Source organism: Flavobacterium sp. RSP15, from assembly GCF_003968755.1.
In the GTDB taxonomy this organism is placed as follows: domain Bacteria; phylum Bacteroidota; class Bacteroidia; order Flavobacteriales; family Flavobacteriaceae; genus Flavobacterium.
Genome location: NZ_RYDL01000002.1, coordinates 386,769 through 402,193 on the forward strand (window position 1 = coordinate 386,769; position 15,425 = coordinate 402,193).

General features: G+C 35.8%; 15 protein-coding genes. 4 read left to right on the forward strand and 11 right to left on the reverse strand.

Translation table 11 applies throughout. The features are described 5' to 3' along the window. Nucleotides 1-298 precede the first annotated feature (298 nt). From tnpA to EKM00_RS04175, 9 genes are all read right to left on the reverse strand, one after another. Nucleotides 299-733 carry an IS200/IS605 family transposase gene (gene tnpA, locus EKM00_RS04135; RefSeq protein ID WP_126452209.1) on the reverse strand — a complete coding sequence of 145 codons (435 nt, stop codon included), beginning with the start codon at nucleotides 731-733 and terminating at the stop codon, nucleotides 299-301. 21 nt (nucleotides 734-754) lie between these two features. After that, a complete protein-coding gene (gene trhO / locus EKM00_RS04140) occupies nucleotides 755-2,140 on the reverse strand; it encodes an oxygen-dependent tRNA uridine(34) hydroxylase TrhO (protein ID WP_126515330.1) in 1,386 nt (461 codons plus the stop codon). 331 nt (nucleotides 2,141-2,471) lie between these two features. Then, nucleotides 2,472-3,512, reverse strand: coding sequence for a serine hydrolase domain-containing protein (locus EKM00_RS04145; protein WP_126515331.1), 1,041 nt, complete (start codon nucleotides 3,510-3,512; stop codon nucleotides 2,472-2,474). Between the two features lie 279 nt (nucleotides 3,513-3,791). After that, on the reverse strand, nucleotides 3,792-4,202 hold the full coding sequence (locus tag EKM00_RS04150) for a BrxA/BrxB family bacilliredoxin (RefSeq protein ID WP_126452203.1): 411 nt from the start codon (nucleotides 4,200-4,202) through the stop codon (nucleotides 3,792-3,794). 102 nt (nucleotides 4,203-4,304) lie between these two features. Beyond that, nucleotides 4,305-5,456, reverse strand: a complete 1,152-nt coding sequence (locus EKM00_RS04155) for a lycopene cyclase family protein (protein ID WP_126515332.1) — start codon at nucleotides 5,454-5,456, stop codon at nucleotides 4,305-4,307. Between the two features lie 35 nt (nucleotides 5,457-5,491). Beyond that, complete coding sequence (locus EKM00_RS04160; protein WP_126515333.1) at nucleotides 5,492-5,959, reverse strand: thioredoxin family protein; 468 nt, start codon at nucleotides 5,957-5,959, stop codon at nucleotides 5,492-5,494. After that, nucleotides 5,959-8,235 carry a TonB-dependent receptor gene (locus EKM00_RS04165; RefSeq protein ID WP_126515334.1) on the reverse strand — a complete coding sequence of 759 codons (2,277 nt, stop codon included), beginning with the start codon at nucleotides 8,233-8,235 and terminating at the stop codon, nucleotides 5,959-5,961. Before EKM00_RS04165 ends, EKM00_RS04160 begins: the two co-directional genes overlap by 1 nt. A gap of 145 nt (nucleotides 8,236-8,380) precedes the next feature. Continuing rightward, the gene (locus EKM00_RS04170) at nucleotides 8,381-9,622 is read right to left on the reverse strand and encodes a GTP-binding protein (protein WP_126515335.1); all 1,242 of its coding nucleotides are present in this window, start codon (nucleotides 9,620-9,622) and stop codon (nucleotides 8,381-8,383) included. After that, on the reverse strand, nucleotides 9,619-9,972 hold the full coding sequence (locus tag EKM00_RS04175; RefSeq protein ID WP_126515336.1) for a MerC family mercury resistance protein: 354 nt from the start codon (nucleotides 9,970-9,972) through the stop codon (nucleotides 9,619-9,621). Before EKM00_RS04175 ends, EKM00_RS04170 begins: the two co-directional genes overlap by 4 nt. 90 nt (nucleotides 9,973-10,062) lie before the next feature. On the opposite strand from EKM00_RS04175, the gene EKM00_RS04180 reads away from it, so the two are divergent. From EKM00_RS04180 to EKM00_RS04195, 4 genes are all read left to right on the forward strand, one after another. Further along, a complete protein-coding gene (locus EKM00_RS04180) occupies nucleotides 10,063-10,446 on the forward strand; it encodes a Fur family transcriptional regulator (protein ID WP_126452191.1) in 384 nt (127 codons plus the stop codon). A gap of 167 nt (nucleotides 10,447-10,613) precedes the next feature. After that, complete coding sequence (locus EKM00_RS04185; RefSeq protein ID WP_126452189.1) at nucleotides 10,614-11,261, forward strand: metal-dependent transcriptional regulator; 648 nt, start codon at nucleotides 10,614-10,616, stop codon at nucleotides 11,259-11,261. Between the two features lie 2 nt (nucleotides 11,262-11,263). Beyond that, nucleotides 11,264-12,082: a ZIP family metal transporter gene (locus EKM00_RS04190; protein ID WP_126452187.1), complete on the forward strand. Its 819-nt coding sequence runs from the start codon at nucleotides 11,264-11,266 to the stop codon at nucleotides 12,080-12,082. Nucleotides 12,083-12,145: 63 nt separating this feature from the next. Next, nucleotides 12,146-12,562, forward strand: a complete 417-nt coding sequence (locus EKM00_RS04195) for a hypothetical protein (protein ID WP_126452185.1) — start codon at nucleotides 12,146-12,148, stop codon at nucleotides 12,560-12,562. A gap of 409 nt (nucleotides 12,563-12,971) precedes the next feature. On the opposite strand, the gene EKM00_RS04200 is transcribed toward EKM00_RS04195, so the two are convergent. Continuing rightward, nucleotides 12,972-13,103, reverse strand: a complete 132-nt coding sequence (locus EKM00_RS04200) for a FeoB-associated Cys-rich membrane protein (protein ID WP_126452183.1) — start codon at nucleotides 13,101-13,103, stop codon at nucleotides 12,972-12,974. Between the two features lie 66 nt (nucleotides 13,104-13,169). Then, nucleotides 13,170-15,398, reverse strand: coding sequence for a TonB-dependent receptor family protein (locus EKM00_RS04205; protein WP_126515337.1), 2,229 nt, complete (start codon nucleotides 15,396-15,398; stop codon nucleotides 13,170-13,172). Between the last annotated feature and the right edge of the window lie 27 nt (nucleotides 15,399-15,425).

Below are 15,425 nucleotides of genomic sequence, written 5' to 3' on the forward strand. Positions count from 1 at the left end.
GTTGAAACGGTTGGCTATGGTTTAATAGATGTGTTTGTTTAGAACATAGCCCACGGTTTCAACCGTTGGCAACGTAAAGAACAACACATTATTTTTCAAAGATTGACCCATGAATTTTTCCAACCGTTGAAACGGTTGGCGATGGTTTAATAGATGTGTTTGTTTAGAACATAGCCCACGGTTTCAACCGTTGGCAACGTAAAGTAAAGAACAATACATTGACCCATGAATGTCTCCAACCGTTGAAACGGTTGGCTATAGTTTAATGGCTGTGTGTTTTTTGAACATAGCCACGGTTTCAAATTTGGCTTAACCCATGTAATTTTATAAATTCGTCAAATTCATCTTGAGAATTTTTCTTTAAATGATGTTGCTTTTGATTCTTTATGTAATTATAAACGGCTTCTAATTGAGATTCACTAACGGAATAAGCGGCATAACCTGTTTGCCAAGCAAATTTTTCAATCATTAAATTTTCTCCATTTATAGAATGTGACGAGCTCCCTTTAATTTGTTTTATTACATCTGCAATTGATTTTTGTGGATTTAATAAAAATAAGGCGTGAATATGATCGGGCATTCCATTAATGATTCGTACGGGACATCCCAATTCAATTAATTCTTGTCTGATATAGTCGTATACTTGTTTCTCTATTGAAAAGTCAATTAATTCACCTCTGTTTTTGGTTGCCCAAACAGCATGAATCCATAATTTATTAAAGGAATGTGGCATACAATTAGTTTTAAATTTCCACTAATCTACAACTTTATATAATTTATCTGACAATCGAATCCGGAATGGCAATTTAAAAGTACAAGTGTCTCCAGAAACTGCTTTTTCTTGTGCAAAATCGTTCACCAGCATTTCTTCGATTACCAGTTTTTGCTCGCCTGTTGTAAGGCCTTTAATCAGAATCGTATCACCAATTTTGATTTCGTTTTCTTCAATTAGAAACTGACCAATACTTGGTTTTGGATAAAAGTGAGTTCCTTTTCCAATGTATTGTTTTTTGATCTTTATTTCTTTTTTGAGAACGGTAGCTACTCTGCGAGCAATTTTTGACTCAGCCAATTCACTAAGATTCGGAACTCCTGCTAATGGATCTTGATTATTTTTGAAAGTCAAAACGTCTGATTTCCCTTTTTTGAAAATCTTATTTCCGTTTTTAATTCCTCTGCGGATGGCTTTTTGTTCTTCTTCCGGCAAATGAATCACAGTTACACATTCCGTAGAACAGCAACCTTCCATTTTTTCCTTACAAGAATCACATTGAATAAAAAGCAAATGACAACCTTCGTTCACGCAATTGGTATGCACATCGCAAGGCGCACCACATTGATGACATTGCGAAACAATATCGTCTGTGATTCTTTCGCCCAAGCGATGATCAAACACGAAGTTTTTCCCAATAAATTTACTTTCTAAACCTTCTGCTTTTACCTGGCGGGTGTATTCAATAATTCCGCCTTCCAGTTGGTACACGTTTTCAAAACCTTTGTGTTTGAAATAAGCACTGGCTTTTTCGCAGCGAATTCCTCCGGTGCAGTACATCAATAGTTTTTTGTCTTGTTTGTGTTCCGCGAGGTGCTCTTCGATAATGGGTAATGATTCCCGAAAAGTATCCACATCTGGTTTTATAGCTTTGGTGAAATGTCCAATTTCACTTTCGTAATGATTTCGCATATCGACTACAATCGTGTTTGGATCTTCTAGAAGAGCATTGAATTCCGCCGCTTTTAAATGAATTCCAATATTCGTTACATCAAAAGTTTCATCAACCAAACCATCAGCCACAATTTTGTCACGCACTTTTACGGTGAGTTTCAAGAACGAGTGATCGTCTTGTTCTACGGCAATATTCAATCGGATTCCTTTCATGAAATCATAAACTTCAATTGAATCTTTGAACGCGTAAAAATTATCGGCAGGCAATGATAATTGGGCGTTGATTCCCTCACTGGCAACATAAATTCGGCCCAGAACTTCAAGTGAGTTCCACGCCAGAAATAATTCGTTACGAAATTGTGTTGGATTTGAGATTTGCGCATAAGCATAGAAAGACAGCGTAAGACGTTGTTTTCCGGCATCATCAATCATGATGGCTCTTTCCTCTGCGCTTAATGTGTTATACAGTTGCATGCTATAAACAGTTTTAAGTTGAGAAATATATTTTTAGCAAAAGTATGAAAAAAGGTTCAGAGAGGCAAAGTTTTCAAGGGACTAAGGTTCATAATCAATAACAAGGCATTTTTAATTTATCTTAATGTCTTAATGGTTTAATTTTCTTGGAGCTATTTCCAGCTTTTCGCTAAATCTCTTGTTTCCGCTATCGCTACAACAAGAGGATACCGCTTTAATCTGGGCTAGGGTAGTTGTGGTAAATAGGATGATTAGTTGTTTAGGATCGTAATTATTACGCCGAGCCGGATGAAAGGAATGGTGCGGGAGAGGGGAATCGATTGTTTTTTAATTAATTTTTTGGAAGGCTATATCTTTGGTCTTTTAATATTGCTGTAATAGCATATGATATTTCAGAAACTTTTCCGTTAAAATTGTTGTTTAATAGAATTATTGTAAATTTCTCATCAATATCAGAAACTAAAATTGCTTCATAATTTCCAGATCTTCCATCATGTAAATGCTCAATTAAATTTCCGCCTTTAAATTTTGCTTGTCCCAAAGCGGATTGAGTTTCATGCAAATCAAATTGTTGACCTATTTCGTAAAGTGATTTTTTATTGATTATTTTTTTTGAATGAAGACAATTTGCCCATTTCAGTAAATCAAAGGTTGTTAAGTAAATACCACCGGTTATTGGTAAGTCGGTTTTGTCCGAAACTAAATTATTATTAAATCCTTTAGCTATGTTTTCTACATTTTCAAAAGGTGTCATAATAGAAAAATTCATTTTACAAGGTTTGAAGATGAATTTTTCTACATAAGTTTTATAAGACATTCCAGTTAATCGTTCAACAATAAAGTGTCTTAAAAAAACATTATTGTTGTTATAATCGTAATTTGTTCCTGGTTTAAAGTCAAGTGAGTTGATTAATTTTAAACCATCAAAAATGTCTTTATCATTTTTAATCCCCGCCCATTTGACATTAGGTATCCCACTTGTATATTGCAATAAATCTATAATTGAAACTTCATTTGCCCATTTTTGTAATTCCGGAATGAATTTAGAAATCTTATCGGTCAATTTTAATTTGCCTTGTTGTTGTAACTGCAGTAAAGCAACTGCACTAAATTCTTTTGTGATAGAGCCAATATTGAATCTATAATTGGTAGTTAATTTATTTGTTTTTGTTGCATCAGTAAATCCGAATGAAGCGTTGTATAATATTTTATTATTTTTTGAAACAAGTACATTTCCATTAAAAACTCCAATTTGGTTTGACCATTTCATTAGAGAGTCAATTTTAACTATTTTTCTTTTTTGAGAAAATGCATTATTTGTCAAAAGTAAGAGAATAGTGAAAATTGAGAATAGCTGTTTGTAATATTTCATAATTTATTTTTTGTCGTTTTTTAATATTATTGATTAACATTGGCCTAACTATTTACCGTCATCAAATATACACCTCTTTTTCTAGCACCAAATATCTTTTAGCCCAGATAGCAGTGGAAATCCTTTTTTATCCGCTTTTTAGCGGAAAAAAAGATTGTAGCGAATAGCTGGAAATAGCTCCAAATAAAAAAATTATACAAAGTTTACGTTGTTTATAAATAAAAAACCCTTTCAGAGTTTAGAACTCTGAAAGGGTTAATATATTCTAAAATGTAAATTTTAACAATACTCGTTAAATGCGTCTTTCAAGTTTTCAGCAATTAATTCTGCTGGGCGACCTTCAATGTGATGACGCTCTAACATGTGCACTAATTCTCCGTTTTTGAACAAAGCCATACTTGGCGATGATGGAGGAAAAGGGAACATGTGTTGTCTTGCGGCATCAACTGCATCTTTGTCAACTCCTGCAAAAACGGTGATTAAATGGTCTGGTTTCTTAGCGCCATCCAAACTCATTTTTGCCCCCGGACGTGCGTTTCTGGCAGCACAACCACAAACCGAATTTACAACTACAAGTGTTGTTCCTTCTAATTTTATTGCGTTTTCTACTGCTTCAGCACTATGTAAATCTTGAAAACCTGCAGCGGTTAATTCGGCTTGCATTGGTTTTACCATTTCTTCTGGATACATATCTTTTTTATTTTAAATCAATACTAATTTTGAATTGCAAAGTTACAAAGTTTACAATCAAGTATAGGAGTTGAATTATAAAGTTTTGTTATAGTTTGATTTCTATTTCATTGCTTTGAAAGCTACATGAAAAATAGCTTTAATAAATAGGATTTTGGGACATTTTAGAATAACGGTAATGTCCTCAATAAAAGAAGTTTCCTCATCCAGAAATTTAAAAATTAATGTTGGATTTCCTTTTTTGAACATCGAAGAAAAGATAGAAGAACCCAATTCATTTTTTCGGTCTAAGATGTCTAGCAAAAGCAAATCGTACAACCAGAATTTGGTTCTTTTATGAAACTTAGTAAAGTCGGTTTCCCTTTGTAGAAAGGCAACCAATTCTGTTGATTTTTTATCCGAATTTTTGAAAGTATAGCCCGTACTGGCTTTCGTCCAGCCGCCAGAAGTTCCTATGTTGATTGCGTTTTTCGTATTGGCTTTCCAAAAAGGATAACACGTCATGGGAATACTACCTTGTTCTTTTTCAACGATTTCATAGTTTGTAATCCCAAGTTTTTCGATGTATTGCTGGATTTCGTTTTCGTACTCCTCAGTTTTTAAATGTTTGTGCGAAAACAACGTGTATTCCAGCAAAGCTTCAGTTTTGGAAGTAGGCAACACATACATAAAACGGGTATTTCCTTTTTGTTCCACTGAAAAATCCATGAAAGTAGCTTGTTCGGGATTGAATACAGCTTGCTCACTTTTGATAAACCAACCTATAAAATGCTGTTGTAAAACAGGATATTTTGTCTGGTTTTCTGCTTTTTTGTTGTTGTAAATACTATTAAACAATTTCGAGCAGGAAAAGGATTCGCTTTCGGTTTGTACCAGAATGATAGTTTCAGATTCTTCGATTTCCAAAACTTTCTGGTTGATGAACGTGATGTTTTCTTGTTTTGAAAGCAGATCAAATACCTGATTATAGAAATCCAGCCCTTTAACCATATTGTAGCGGTAGGGTTTCAAGTCTAAATCTCGTCGAAAATCTGAATTGGCAAACAAAGCCGAATCCCATTTCTTGGAAATGGATTGTTCCCAAACCGAATCACTAGTTTTCCAAAAACACCAGGTTCTGTCGTTGGTTTTTTTGGTATTTTCATCCAATAACAAAATACTTTTATCTCGGAATTTACCAGATTGGACCATTTTATACACGGTCATTAAAGCCGATAATCCTGCGCCGGTAAAGATGTAATCGAAGTGTTTCATTTGAGAATTTGACATTTCCTCAAAAATAGACAATTTTATTCTTTTAGTTTGGCTAAAATCAGCTTAAATTCTTTTGTGTTTAAGTAGCCGTTGTGCTGAAAAATAATCTCATTTTCACTGTTCAAAACACACAAAACAGGAAAGTTCAGTTGCTTGTTGACTGTTCCTAATGCGAGGGCCAGTTCATGTGTTCCGGAGTTGTTTCCCGTGGGTCGGAATTGAAAACTGGTTTTGTTAAAAATAACCGTTCGCTTTTCCTCGGCATTAAAATCAATAAAATAGAAATTAGAATTGAGCTGGGTAATAATTTCCTTGTTTTTAAAAGTGGTGTTTTTCATGGCATGACAAAATTGGCACCAATCGGTTTGAATAAAAACTATCGTTTTTCTCTTTTTGTTATTTTGCAAACTGTCAATTTGTTCAAACGAAACCGAATGCAACTGCGCGAATCCAGAAGGAATTGCAAAGCATAGGAGTACCAGTAAATACAGTTTTTTTCTCATTATCTCAAGGTATATCGGAGTCCGAAAAAGCTTCTGATTCCCTGGTTGGGCCCATATACATAGGTAGTGTCAAAGGTTAGTCCATAGGGATTTTGGGGAGTGGCCTGCGCTTGTCCGTTTGTGTCGTAGGTTACATTTTTATCAAAAGGATCATCAGTTCTTGCAATCAAAAAAGGGTTGTTTTGTTTGGGTAAAAAGTTCAACAGGTTTTTAATTCCGACATAAATTTCAAAATCAGGTAAACCAGAATACGTGAATTGAATGTTTTGTAAACTGTACCAAGGTGATTCTGGAGCACGGGGATCTAAAGCGCTTAAAAGTGGGAGTCGCATAGGGCTGTATAGATTTCCGGTGTAATCAATATTTAAATCGATAGCTTGAATTTTATAGGAAACACTCCAAGTTGCTGTAAATTTTTCAGTTAGAATAGGGTTTTCTTTTCGGCCATTTTGAACGTTTTTATTGTCAAGCAGGGAAGCACCGGTGATAATTTTTAATCCATTAGGAAAATTGAAATCGATATTCGCACTGATTCCTTGACTTATCGCATAACCGTTGATGTTGTCATAGATGATTTGGTTGGGATCAGTAACATAATCCGATATTATCTTATTGCTGAAGCGGGTATGAAATAAGGAAGTTTCAATGCCAATAAAGGTTCCGTTATCAAAATTTATTTTCTTAATATAATTCAAATTTGCATTTACGGATTGCTCGGGCTTTAGGTTGTTTGCAATTATAACTTCGCGAGCACCAGTCAAGGCAGCATGATCTTCGGTGAATAAATTCACGACTCTAAACCCTGTCCCGGTATTTAAACGAATGATATTATTATCGTTCAATTTCCATTTATAGGCTAATCGTGGTGTGAAAATATTTCCGTGAAATGAGTTGTAATCGTAGCGCATTCCCAGTAAAAGTTTGTGTTTTTCGGTAAATGTAATTTCGTCCTGAACAAAAATCCCCGGTAGCCAGGTTTTCTCTGGGTTGTTATTTCCCTGTTTTAATGTTGCCGGTGTATTGTCATCGTAATAATTGTATCGGGTGGCAATTCCTGCAAGCAGGTCGTTTTTTCCTATTTTCTTATCCCAAGTTAACTGTAGAAAACCAATTTTTTGATTCGCAATATAGCTCGTTGTACCGTATCTGCTATCCTGATAATGTACATTTCCTGAAAAAGACAGCATTAGTTTTTCCTGAAAAGGCAATTGGTAACTTCCTATTAATTCTGCTCGTTTGGTATAAATGCTTTCGCCATAGATTTCGTCTCCGCCACGGTGTTTTTTCTCCCAACGCACATCGCCGCCAAAACGGTCTTCATATACCCCACGCGCCGCAATAGTGAACAAACGGTTTTCTTTTCTGTTGAAAGTCCATTTTTGAAAAAGGGAGATTCGGTCCGAAAGTGTAACATCTGTAAATCCGTCATTGTCGTTGTCTATTTTTTGATTGTAGCTAAAATAATTTAAACCTAGAAGTGCCGTAGCTTTCTGCCCAACATTGAGTTTTACTCCTAAATCAACATTGGTCTCTAACCAAGAAGTTGAGAAAATATCAGCCGAAAACAAGGGAGCGTTTGTTGGATTTTTGGTAATAATATTGATCAAACCTCCAACAGCCTCACTACCGTATAGAGACGAAGCGGGACCTTTTACGATTTCGATTCGTTCGACCAGTGAATTTGGAATTCCAGATAATCCATACACCGTAGATAAACTGCTCACGATGGGCATTCCGTCTATTAAGACCAGAGTATACGGGCCTTCGAGTCCGTTAATATGAATGTCGCCTGTATTGCATACGCCACAATTGAGTTGCGGACGCACGCCATTTACATTTTGTAAAGCTTCGTAAATACTGGCTGTAGGGTTTTTTTTGAAAAATGTGGGAGAATATACTTCAACAGGAACGGGACTTTCCAGTCTTTTTACGGGTTTTAAAGTTCCGGAAACCACGACCTCGTTGAGTTGATTGTCCGTGTTGTATAGTTCAAAGTTAACAAGAATTGAATCGTTTTTTTTTATACTTATAGTTTTGTTGACCGTTTGAAAACCGGCTGCGGTAATTTGTATTTTATAATTTCCCTCAGGAACAGCATCTATTCTATAGTGGCCTAAACTATCGGTTTGAGTTGTGTAATTAGTTTTTAGTAAAAGGACTTGCGCTGCTTGAATTTTCTTTTTTTCCGAAGAAATGAAGCCCGAAACACTACTTTTTTCTTGGCCAACTATCATTTGGAACGAAAAGGCAAGTAGTAAATAAAATATATTTTTCATTATTATAAATTAAATTTTAGACAAATCTAAAAATAATATTTGATATATAAAAATTATATTGTTCAATGGATAAAAAAAGGATTCATCATAACAATGAACCGTTGATTACCGAATATTTAACTAAAATGAGTAGGATTTATAACCATTATATTTTATTTAGAACCGCTTTTCCTTGGTCCTCGTGATAGGCTCTAGGAATAGGAAAAGCATCGGTACTAGGAAAAAAACCGCCTTGTAAATCCATAATTTCATCACTGGTGCAAAGGCAGTTTTCGAGTTGTTCTCGAATTAAATTTTCGTCCATTTGCAGCCCTATAAATACGATTTCATTTAGGCGATCTCCAAAATTGGTCGTCCATCGCTCTTCGATAATGTCTTGATATTCGACAAAATTACGAAAAGTCATCCGTTCCCCCAGAGGCATACTGGCCCACCAGACACCAGCTCCCTCGGCTTTCATGGATCCGCCGGCCTGACTCCAGTTGATGGCTTGTTGTGGTCGGGAAGCAATCCAGCATAATCCCTTGCTCCGAATGATATGCTGCGGAAAATCCTTTGTTAGGTAGTGCCAAAAGCGACAGGGGTGAAACGGACGTTCGTCTCTAAAAACAAAGGAAGAAATTCCGTATTCTTCAGTTTCAGGCATATGAATTCCTTCGAGCTCCTGCATCCACCCAGCGGAGGCTTCGGCTTCTTCGTAGTTAAATAATCCGGTGTTTAGGACTTCGTTGATATTAACTCTTCCAAGAATAGAAGGGATTATTTTAGCTATGGGATTCAGTTTCTGGATGGATGCTTTGAGAACTTCCAATTCTTTTTGGGTAACCAAATCAGTTTTGTTCAGGATGATGACGTTGGCAAACTCTACTTGATCGACCAGCAGGTTTACAATTGTGCGAGTATCATTTTCAATATCAGACACTTTCCGGTCCTGAAGAGTTTGGGCTGAGCCAAAATCTTTAAAGAAATTAAAGGCATCGACCACGGTCACCATCGTATCAATGAAACTAAATCGGGATAAATCGATGTTTTCTTCTTCATTTACAAAGGAAAAAGTCTGTGCGACAGGAATTGGTTCGCTTATCCCGGAACTCTCAATTAACAGGTAGTCAAAACGGTCTTCTTTGGCTAATTTCTCGACTTCTAGCATTAAATCTTCGCGTAGCGTACAACAAATACAGCCGTTGCTCATTTCGACTAATCGCTCCTCGGTACGGGAAAGCGTGTTTTCTTTTTTGACTAATTGCGCATCAATATTGACCTCACTCATGTCATTTACGATAACGGCTACTTTCAAACCCTCTTTATTATGCAGGATATAATTGAGTAAGGAGGTTTTTCCGGCTCCCAAGAAACCAGATAATACAGTTACGGGCAATTTTTTCATAGGTGCTTTTTTTTGTGATTTTTATAATTCAAGAGATGTCCGAGTATCATTCCTATTCCGCCTATAATTAACAAATTAGTGTGTAAATCGAGAAAAATGTCAATTAACACACTCAACAGAATTAGAGATATGGAGAGCAGGAATATAACAATTATCCTAAAAGTGGCCGTTTTTATAAGGCGCAATACGGCCCAAAGACCTGTTAATGCAAACAGTAAATCGATATACGGATTGTGCGACACGCCAAAAGGCAGGATGGTTAGTAAAGGCAAAACTAAACAATGGATCAGGCACAAACCGGCACTCGAAATCCCTAAAAGATCGATGCTAGATATTGATAGTTTCTTCATTTCTTGTATATTTGCTTAATGCAATTGTGTTGCAAATATAGAAATATATTCAATAAAGCAACATTGTTGCGATAAGTAATTTATCCAAAAATGAAAATAACTCGGAACACAACCGCTAAAACTGCTATTTTAGAAATAATAAGAAATTCGGATGTGGCGTTATCGCATACAGAAATTCAGGCTTTAAGCCAAAATTTTTGTGACCGCGTTACCATTTACAGGGTTTTGAATCGCCTTATGACCGAAGATGTGATTCATAAAATGGTTACTTTAGACGGAACCATAAAATATGCAAGTTGCCATGACTTGGACAATGGTGTTCCGCATAGCCACAATCACATTCATTTTAGTTGCGAGAAATGCCAATTGGTAACCTGCTTGGAGAATGTATCGCCCACCTTTAAATTACCGCCGAACTACGTAATGAAGGAGGCTAATTTTACACTTTCTGGATTGTGTCCTAACTGTTTATAATTTGTTCTTATATTTTAGACTTGACTAAAAAAATATTTTTGGTGTGCTTTTTTGTGTATCTTTGTTGTTGTAATTGTTTTACAGTTCTAATTTATTAAGATTGTTGCAATTCTTTATTCTTTACAGCTGTACAAATGTAGGGAGAGAAAACATCAAAAAAAAACAGCATGACCTTTTCAGAAGAAAATTATCTTAAGACCATTTACCACCTTACGGCCGTTTCAGAGGTGGATATCAGCACCAATGCGATTGCCGAAAAAATAGAAACCAAAGCATCATCCGTTACCGATATGCTCAAGAAACTCGCCGAAAAAGAGTTAGTCAACTACATCAAATACCAAGGCGTTTCCCTTACTGATCAAGGACAATTAGCCGCTAAAATGATTGTTCGAAAGCACCGGCTTTGGGAAACTTTTTTAGTGGAGAAATTAGACTTTTCATGGGATGAAGTGCATGATCTTGCGGAACAATTAGAACACATAAAATCTGAAAAACTCATCAATAAACTGGATGATTTTCTGGGAAATCCTACTAAAGATCCTCATGGAGATCCTATTCCGGATGCCAAGGGAAGAATTATAAAAGTAGAAAAACAACTGCTTTCTGAATTCGAGAAAAACCAAATCGGGATTTGTGTAGGCGTAAAGGATACCTCTTCGGAATTTTTAAAATATTTAGACAAACAGGAAATTGCTTTGGGTTCTCAGATTGAAATTGTCGAGAAAGAATTTTTTGATTCCTCTTTCCGAATACGCATTGGTACCAAAGAAATAACCATTTCAAATAAAATTGCCAGTAATTTATACATTAAATAATTATGTTTCAATCTATAGTAGATTATTTCACGAGTATCGACCCAATATTAGCCGCTTTGTACGCGAGTTTATTCACTTGGTTTCTTACGGCTTTAGGAGCCTCGTTCGTTTTTTTGTTTAAAACCATGAACCGGACGGTACTGGACGGAATGCTCGGATTTACAGGGGGCGTAATGGTTGCTGCAAGTTTTTGGAGTTTATTGGCTCCTGCTATAGAAATGACTGGCGGCGAAGGTTTTCAAAAAGTGATTCCCGCAGCTTTTGGTTTTTTTCTTGGTGCCTTGTTCATTTTTGGGATTGATAAAGTATTGCCACATCTTCACATTAATTTTAAAGTTACGGAGGGAATTAAATCGCCTTGGCAACGTACTACATTACTGGTGTCAGCAATTACACTGCATAATATACCAGAAGGATTGGCCGTAGGGGTTCTTTTTGGCGGAGTGGCTGCCGGGATTCCGGAGGCTTCCATTGCGGGTGCTGTTACCTTGGCCATTGGTATTGGAATTCAGAATTTCCCCGAAGGTATTGCCGTGGCCATGCCGTTGCGTCGTATGGGAATGAGTAGAAGGAAAAGCTTTATGTATGGACAATCATCAGCTTTGGTAGAACCAGTTGCTGCTGTTTTAGGCGCTTTTGCTGTCACATTTTTTACCCCAATTTTACCGTACGCTTTGGCCTTCGCTGCAGGTGCTATGATTTTTGTTGTGGTAGAGGAAGTGATTCCAGAAACACAACAGGATAAAAATACGGATATTGCCACACTGGGATTTGTTGGCGGATTTATAGTGATGATGGTTCTGGATGTGGCTTTGGGATAGGATTTTTAATTTTTGCCATTTGTTATTAAAAAGAAGCGTAGCTTTATCTTTTAAATTGCGTTTATGAAAAAGTCAGTAGTATTCCTTTGTATAATTATCAGCAGTGTAGTTTTGGCGCAAAGTCCTAAATCCCAGAAGGTCAAATACAGCACGATACATCAGAAAATATGCCTCAATAAAAAAGGTTTTCAGTTGGTTCTAAAATCGATTTCTTCAGATTCCCGTTGTCCGGAAGGGGTTACATGTATTTGGGAAGGGGAAGTTTCGGGAGTTGTTTCTGTTTACAAAGATTTAAAATTAATTGAAAACAGGATATTGGTTTTTTCGATGGAAAACGAAAAAGAAAATAAAGAATGGTTTTCTAAATATTTACCTAAAAAGCAAAAAAACATTAAAAACTATAGTGTTCTTCCATATCCAAAAGAAGGTGTCAAAATCAACCCCAGCGAATACTATGTAAAAATTGGGTATTTAAAATAACTTTTTATATCACTACTGAATGACTGCATATCACTATAACAAAATGAAAAATATTTTCATTGGGATTAAATATATATAACCTATAGATCAGATTTTTGTTAAAATTATGATGGTCTAATCGCATGCGGATTACTAATTCATAATAGTATCATAATTTCAATTTTTGTAGGGATAAAGCTGAAATAATGTTCAAAGTCAAACCAGAAACAAGTTCAAATTTGAAAACATTTTCTAAAACATACAAACGTAAACAGTTGGTATTGAGTCTAAAAAAGTAATTTTATTAAATTACTGCACTTTCTTTATATTTTAAAGAAAGTGCAGACTTATTGTTATTTTAAGATAGTTCAGACTACTACCAAACATTTTACATGGGCTCTTTTTTAACGTTTAAACACGAAATAAAATTTTAATGGCAGCCGCAATCATCACCACTGCCACAATTTTTATCTGATTTTTTCTTTTTGAGGAAGAATTTTTTAATCAAAAAAGCAAGTGCTATTCCAAGGGCAAAAAAAGCTAAAATTTCTTGAATATCCATATTGTAAAAATAAGAAAAAGCAACCAAAAGAGGTTGCTTTTTGAGTTAAACTAATGAGAAAGTTTTTTACAACTGTGCCATAATTCCAAAATTGATACTAAAAGGCATTCCTGGTCTTAAACCTGCAGGAACTCTTGAAACGGCATACTTTTCATTCATTAAATTAATGATATTAGACATCAGGCTCACTTTTTGGCTGAGGTGGTATCTTGCTGAAAAATCTACAATAAAATTGCTATTTACTTTGTTTTGGGACGGAATAGTTCCCGTTCCTGCCAATGTTCTAAACGCATCTACATATTTCCCACTGATGGCCAAATTGAATTTTTCTGTTTCGAAAGCGGCAGTCAGAGCAAATTGATTTTTGGCGATGTACGGAATCTCATCTCCACGTGTTACATTTCCCCATATTGGGCTGTTAAAGTCACTATTTAATTTCGTATCCGTCAGAGTATAGGAAAAGCTAAGCGGCAGTTTATATCCTTTTTCTGAATTGTTCAGGATTTCATATGTGGCCAAAAATTCAATTCCCTTTACGATTGCGGCACCTGCATTGAATAAATCTCCAGTTCCAGTTCCGCCACCGGACATGTTATCCGAACCTTGTAAATTAGAAAAATCATTGTAATAGCCAATCAATTCTCCGTAAAAGGCATTTTTTTGAAAGCGAAAACCCAGTTCTGAGTTGATACTGTTTTCAGCATCTTCTCCAACTTTAGCGCCCGGAGGTGAAAATCCTTTGTGAACACTCGTAAACACATTGTAATCTTCATTTATTTTATATAGAATTCCCATTCCCGGTATCCAAACATCAGAACGGTTATTTGCATTTACGATATTTGTACCGGTTCTTATAATATCGTTGCTCCCGTAATTAATCGATTCTAAATTAATATTTTCATATCGGATTCCCGGCGAGAACGTAAATTTGTCATACGTAATCGTATAAAGCACATGAGCGGCAATTGCTTCAGCGTTTGTAATCCTATTTGCATCTGTGCCCGGAGTTCCATTCGAAGTTCTATTCATCACTCCATTTTGTATGGCGTACCCATCAACCCATTGAAAGCGATCTTCATAATCTTCGTGGTAGCGAAATCCAAAATCAAGATCGTGTTTCAGCGTTCCTGTTGCAAAATTATAATTCGCTACTGATTGGATTCCTTTAGACTCATACATCCTGTTATTGGCTTTGACTAATAAAGCATTATCAGCAGTGTTAGCAGCTCCAGTTAAAGCTAAATATTCTGCATTATACCTTGTTGGGTCAATTAATATAGAATTAATTCCCACTTTTGTTGTTCCTACTTTTAAAGCATCCAGTTTGTACCAGTTTCTGGCAAAATCATTTTTGTACGCTTTTGTGGTGATGTTGAAATTTTTAGAAGGTTGAATAAAATGCGTAAACATAATTTGTTTGTGCTCGGTATCAATATAATCTTCATTTGATCCGGCATACCTTCTGTAAGGACTATTGTTGAAATCGTCTTCGGTTAAACCAAGGTAGGTTTCATTAGCAAAATCTTCGCTAAATTGAACTTTAGCAGTCAAGGACTGAAAGACTTTGGCATCAAGATCTGTATTAATTCTAAATTTAGCTACATAATCATTTCCCTGAAAACCGGTATTTTTAGTACTGTTGTCAATTTTTTTAAACCCGTCTGAATTTCGATTGTTGTATTCTAAAACATAACCAAAATTTTCGCGTTCATCCCCAAGATTTACGTATGTTTTTTTGGTATTGAAACTACCAATGCTGGCTACAACTCGGGCTGTGAAACGATTTGGGATTTGAGTAGAAACCATATTGATGGCGCCGCCGGTAGTATAAGGACCGTATTGTATTTGACTTCCGCCTTTTACAATTTCGAAAGACTGCATTCTGTTTACTGTTGGAAAGTAATAAGCGGCAGGAGCGGCATAAGGTGCAGGAGCAATTAGAACCCCATCTTCCATAAGGGTAATATTACCAGAACGGTCTGGGCTTGTTCCTCTCATACCAATGTTTGGTCTCAGGCCAAAGCCATCTTCTTCCTGAATATTGATGCCTGGAACTGTTCTTAGAACCCTGGAAACATCATCATAATTAAAGGTTTTTAATTCTTTTGGAGAGATAAAATAAGTTGATCCGGCTTTGTTTTTGGCTTTAAATTTACTTCCAATGATCGCATCGGTGGTAATAATTACTTCGTTTAAACTTTCAATACTATCTTTTTGAGTTTTTGTAAGTTGTTTTTCTTGTGCAAACAAAACGGACGTAATTAATAGCGAGCCAATAATTATAATATTTCTCATTTTTTTTATTTAGATTAATTCTACATT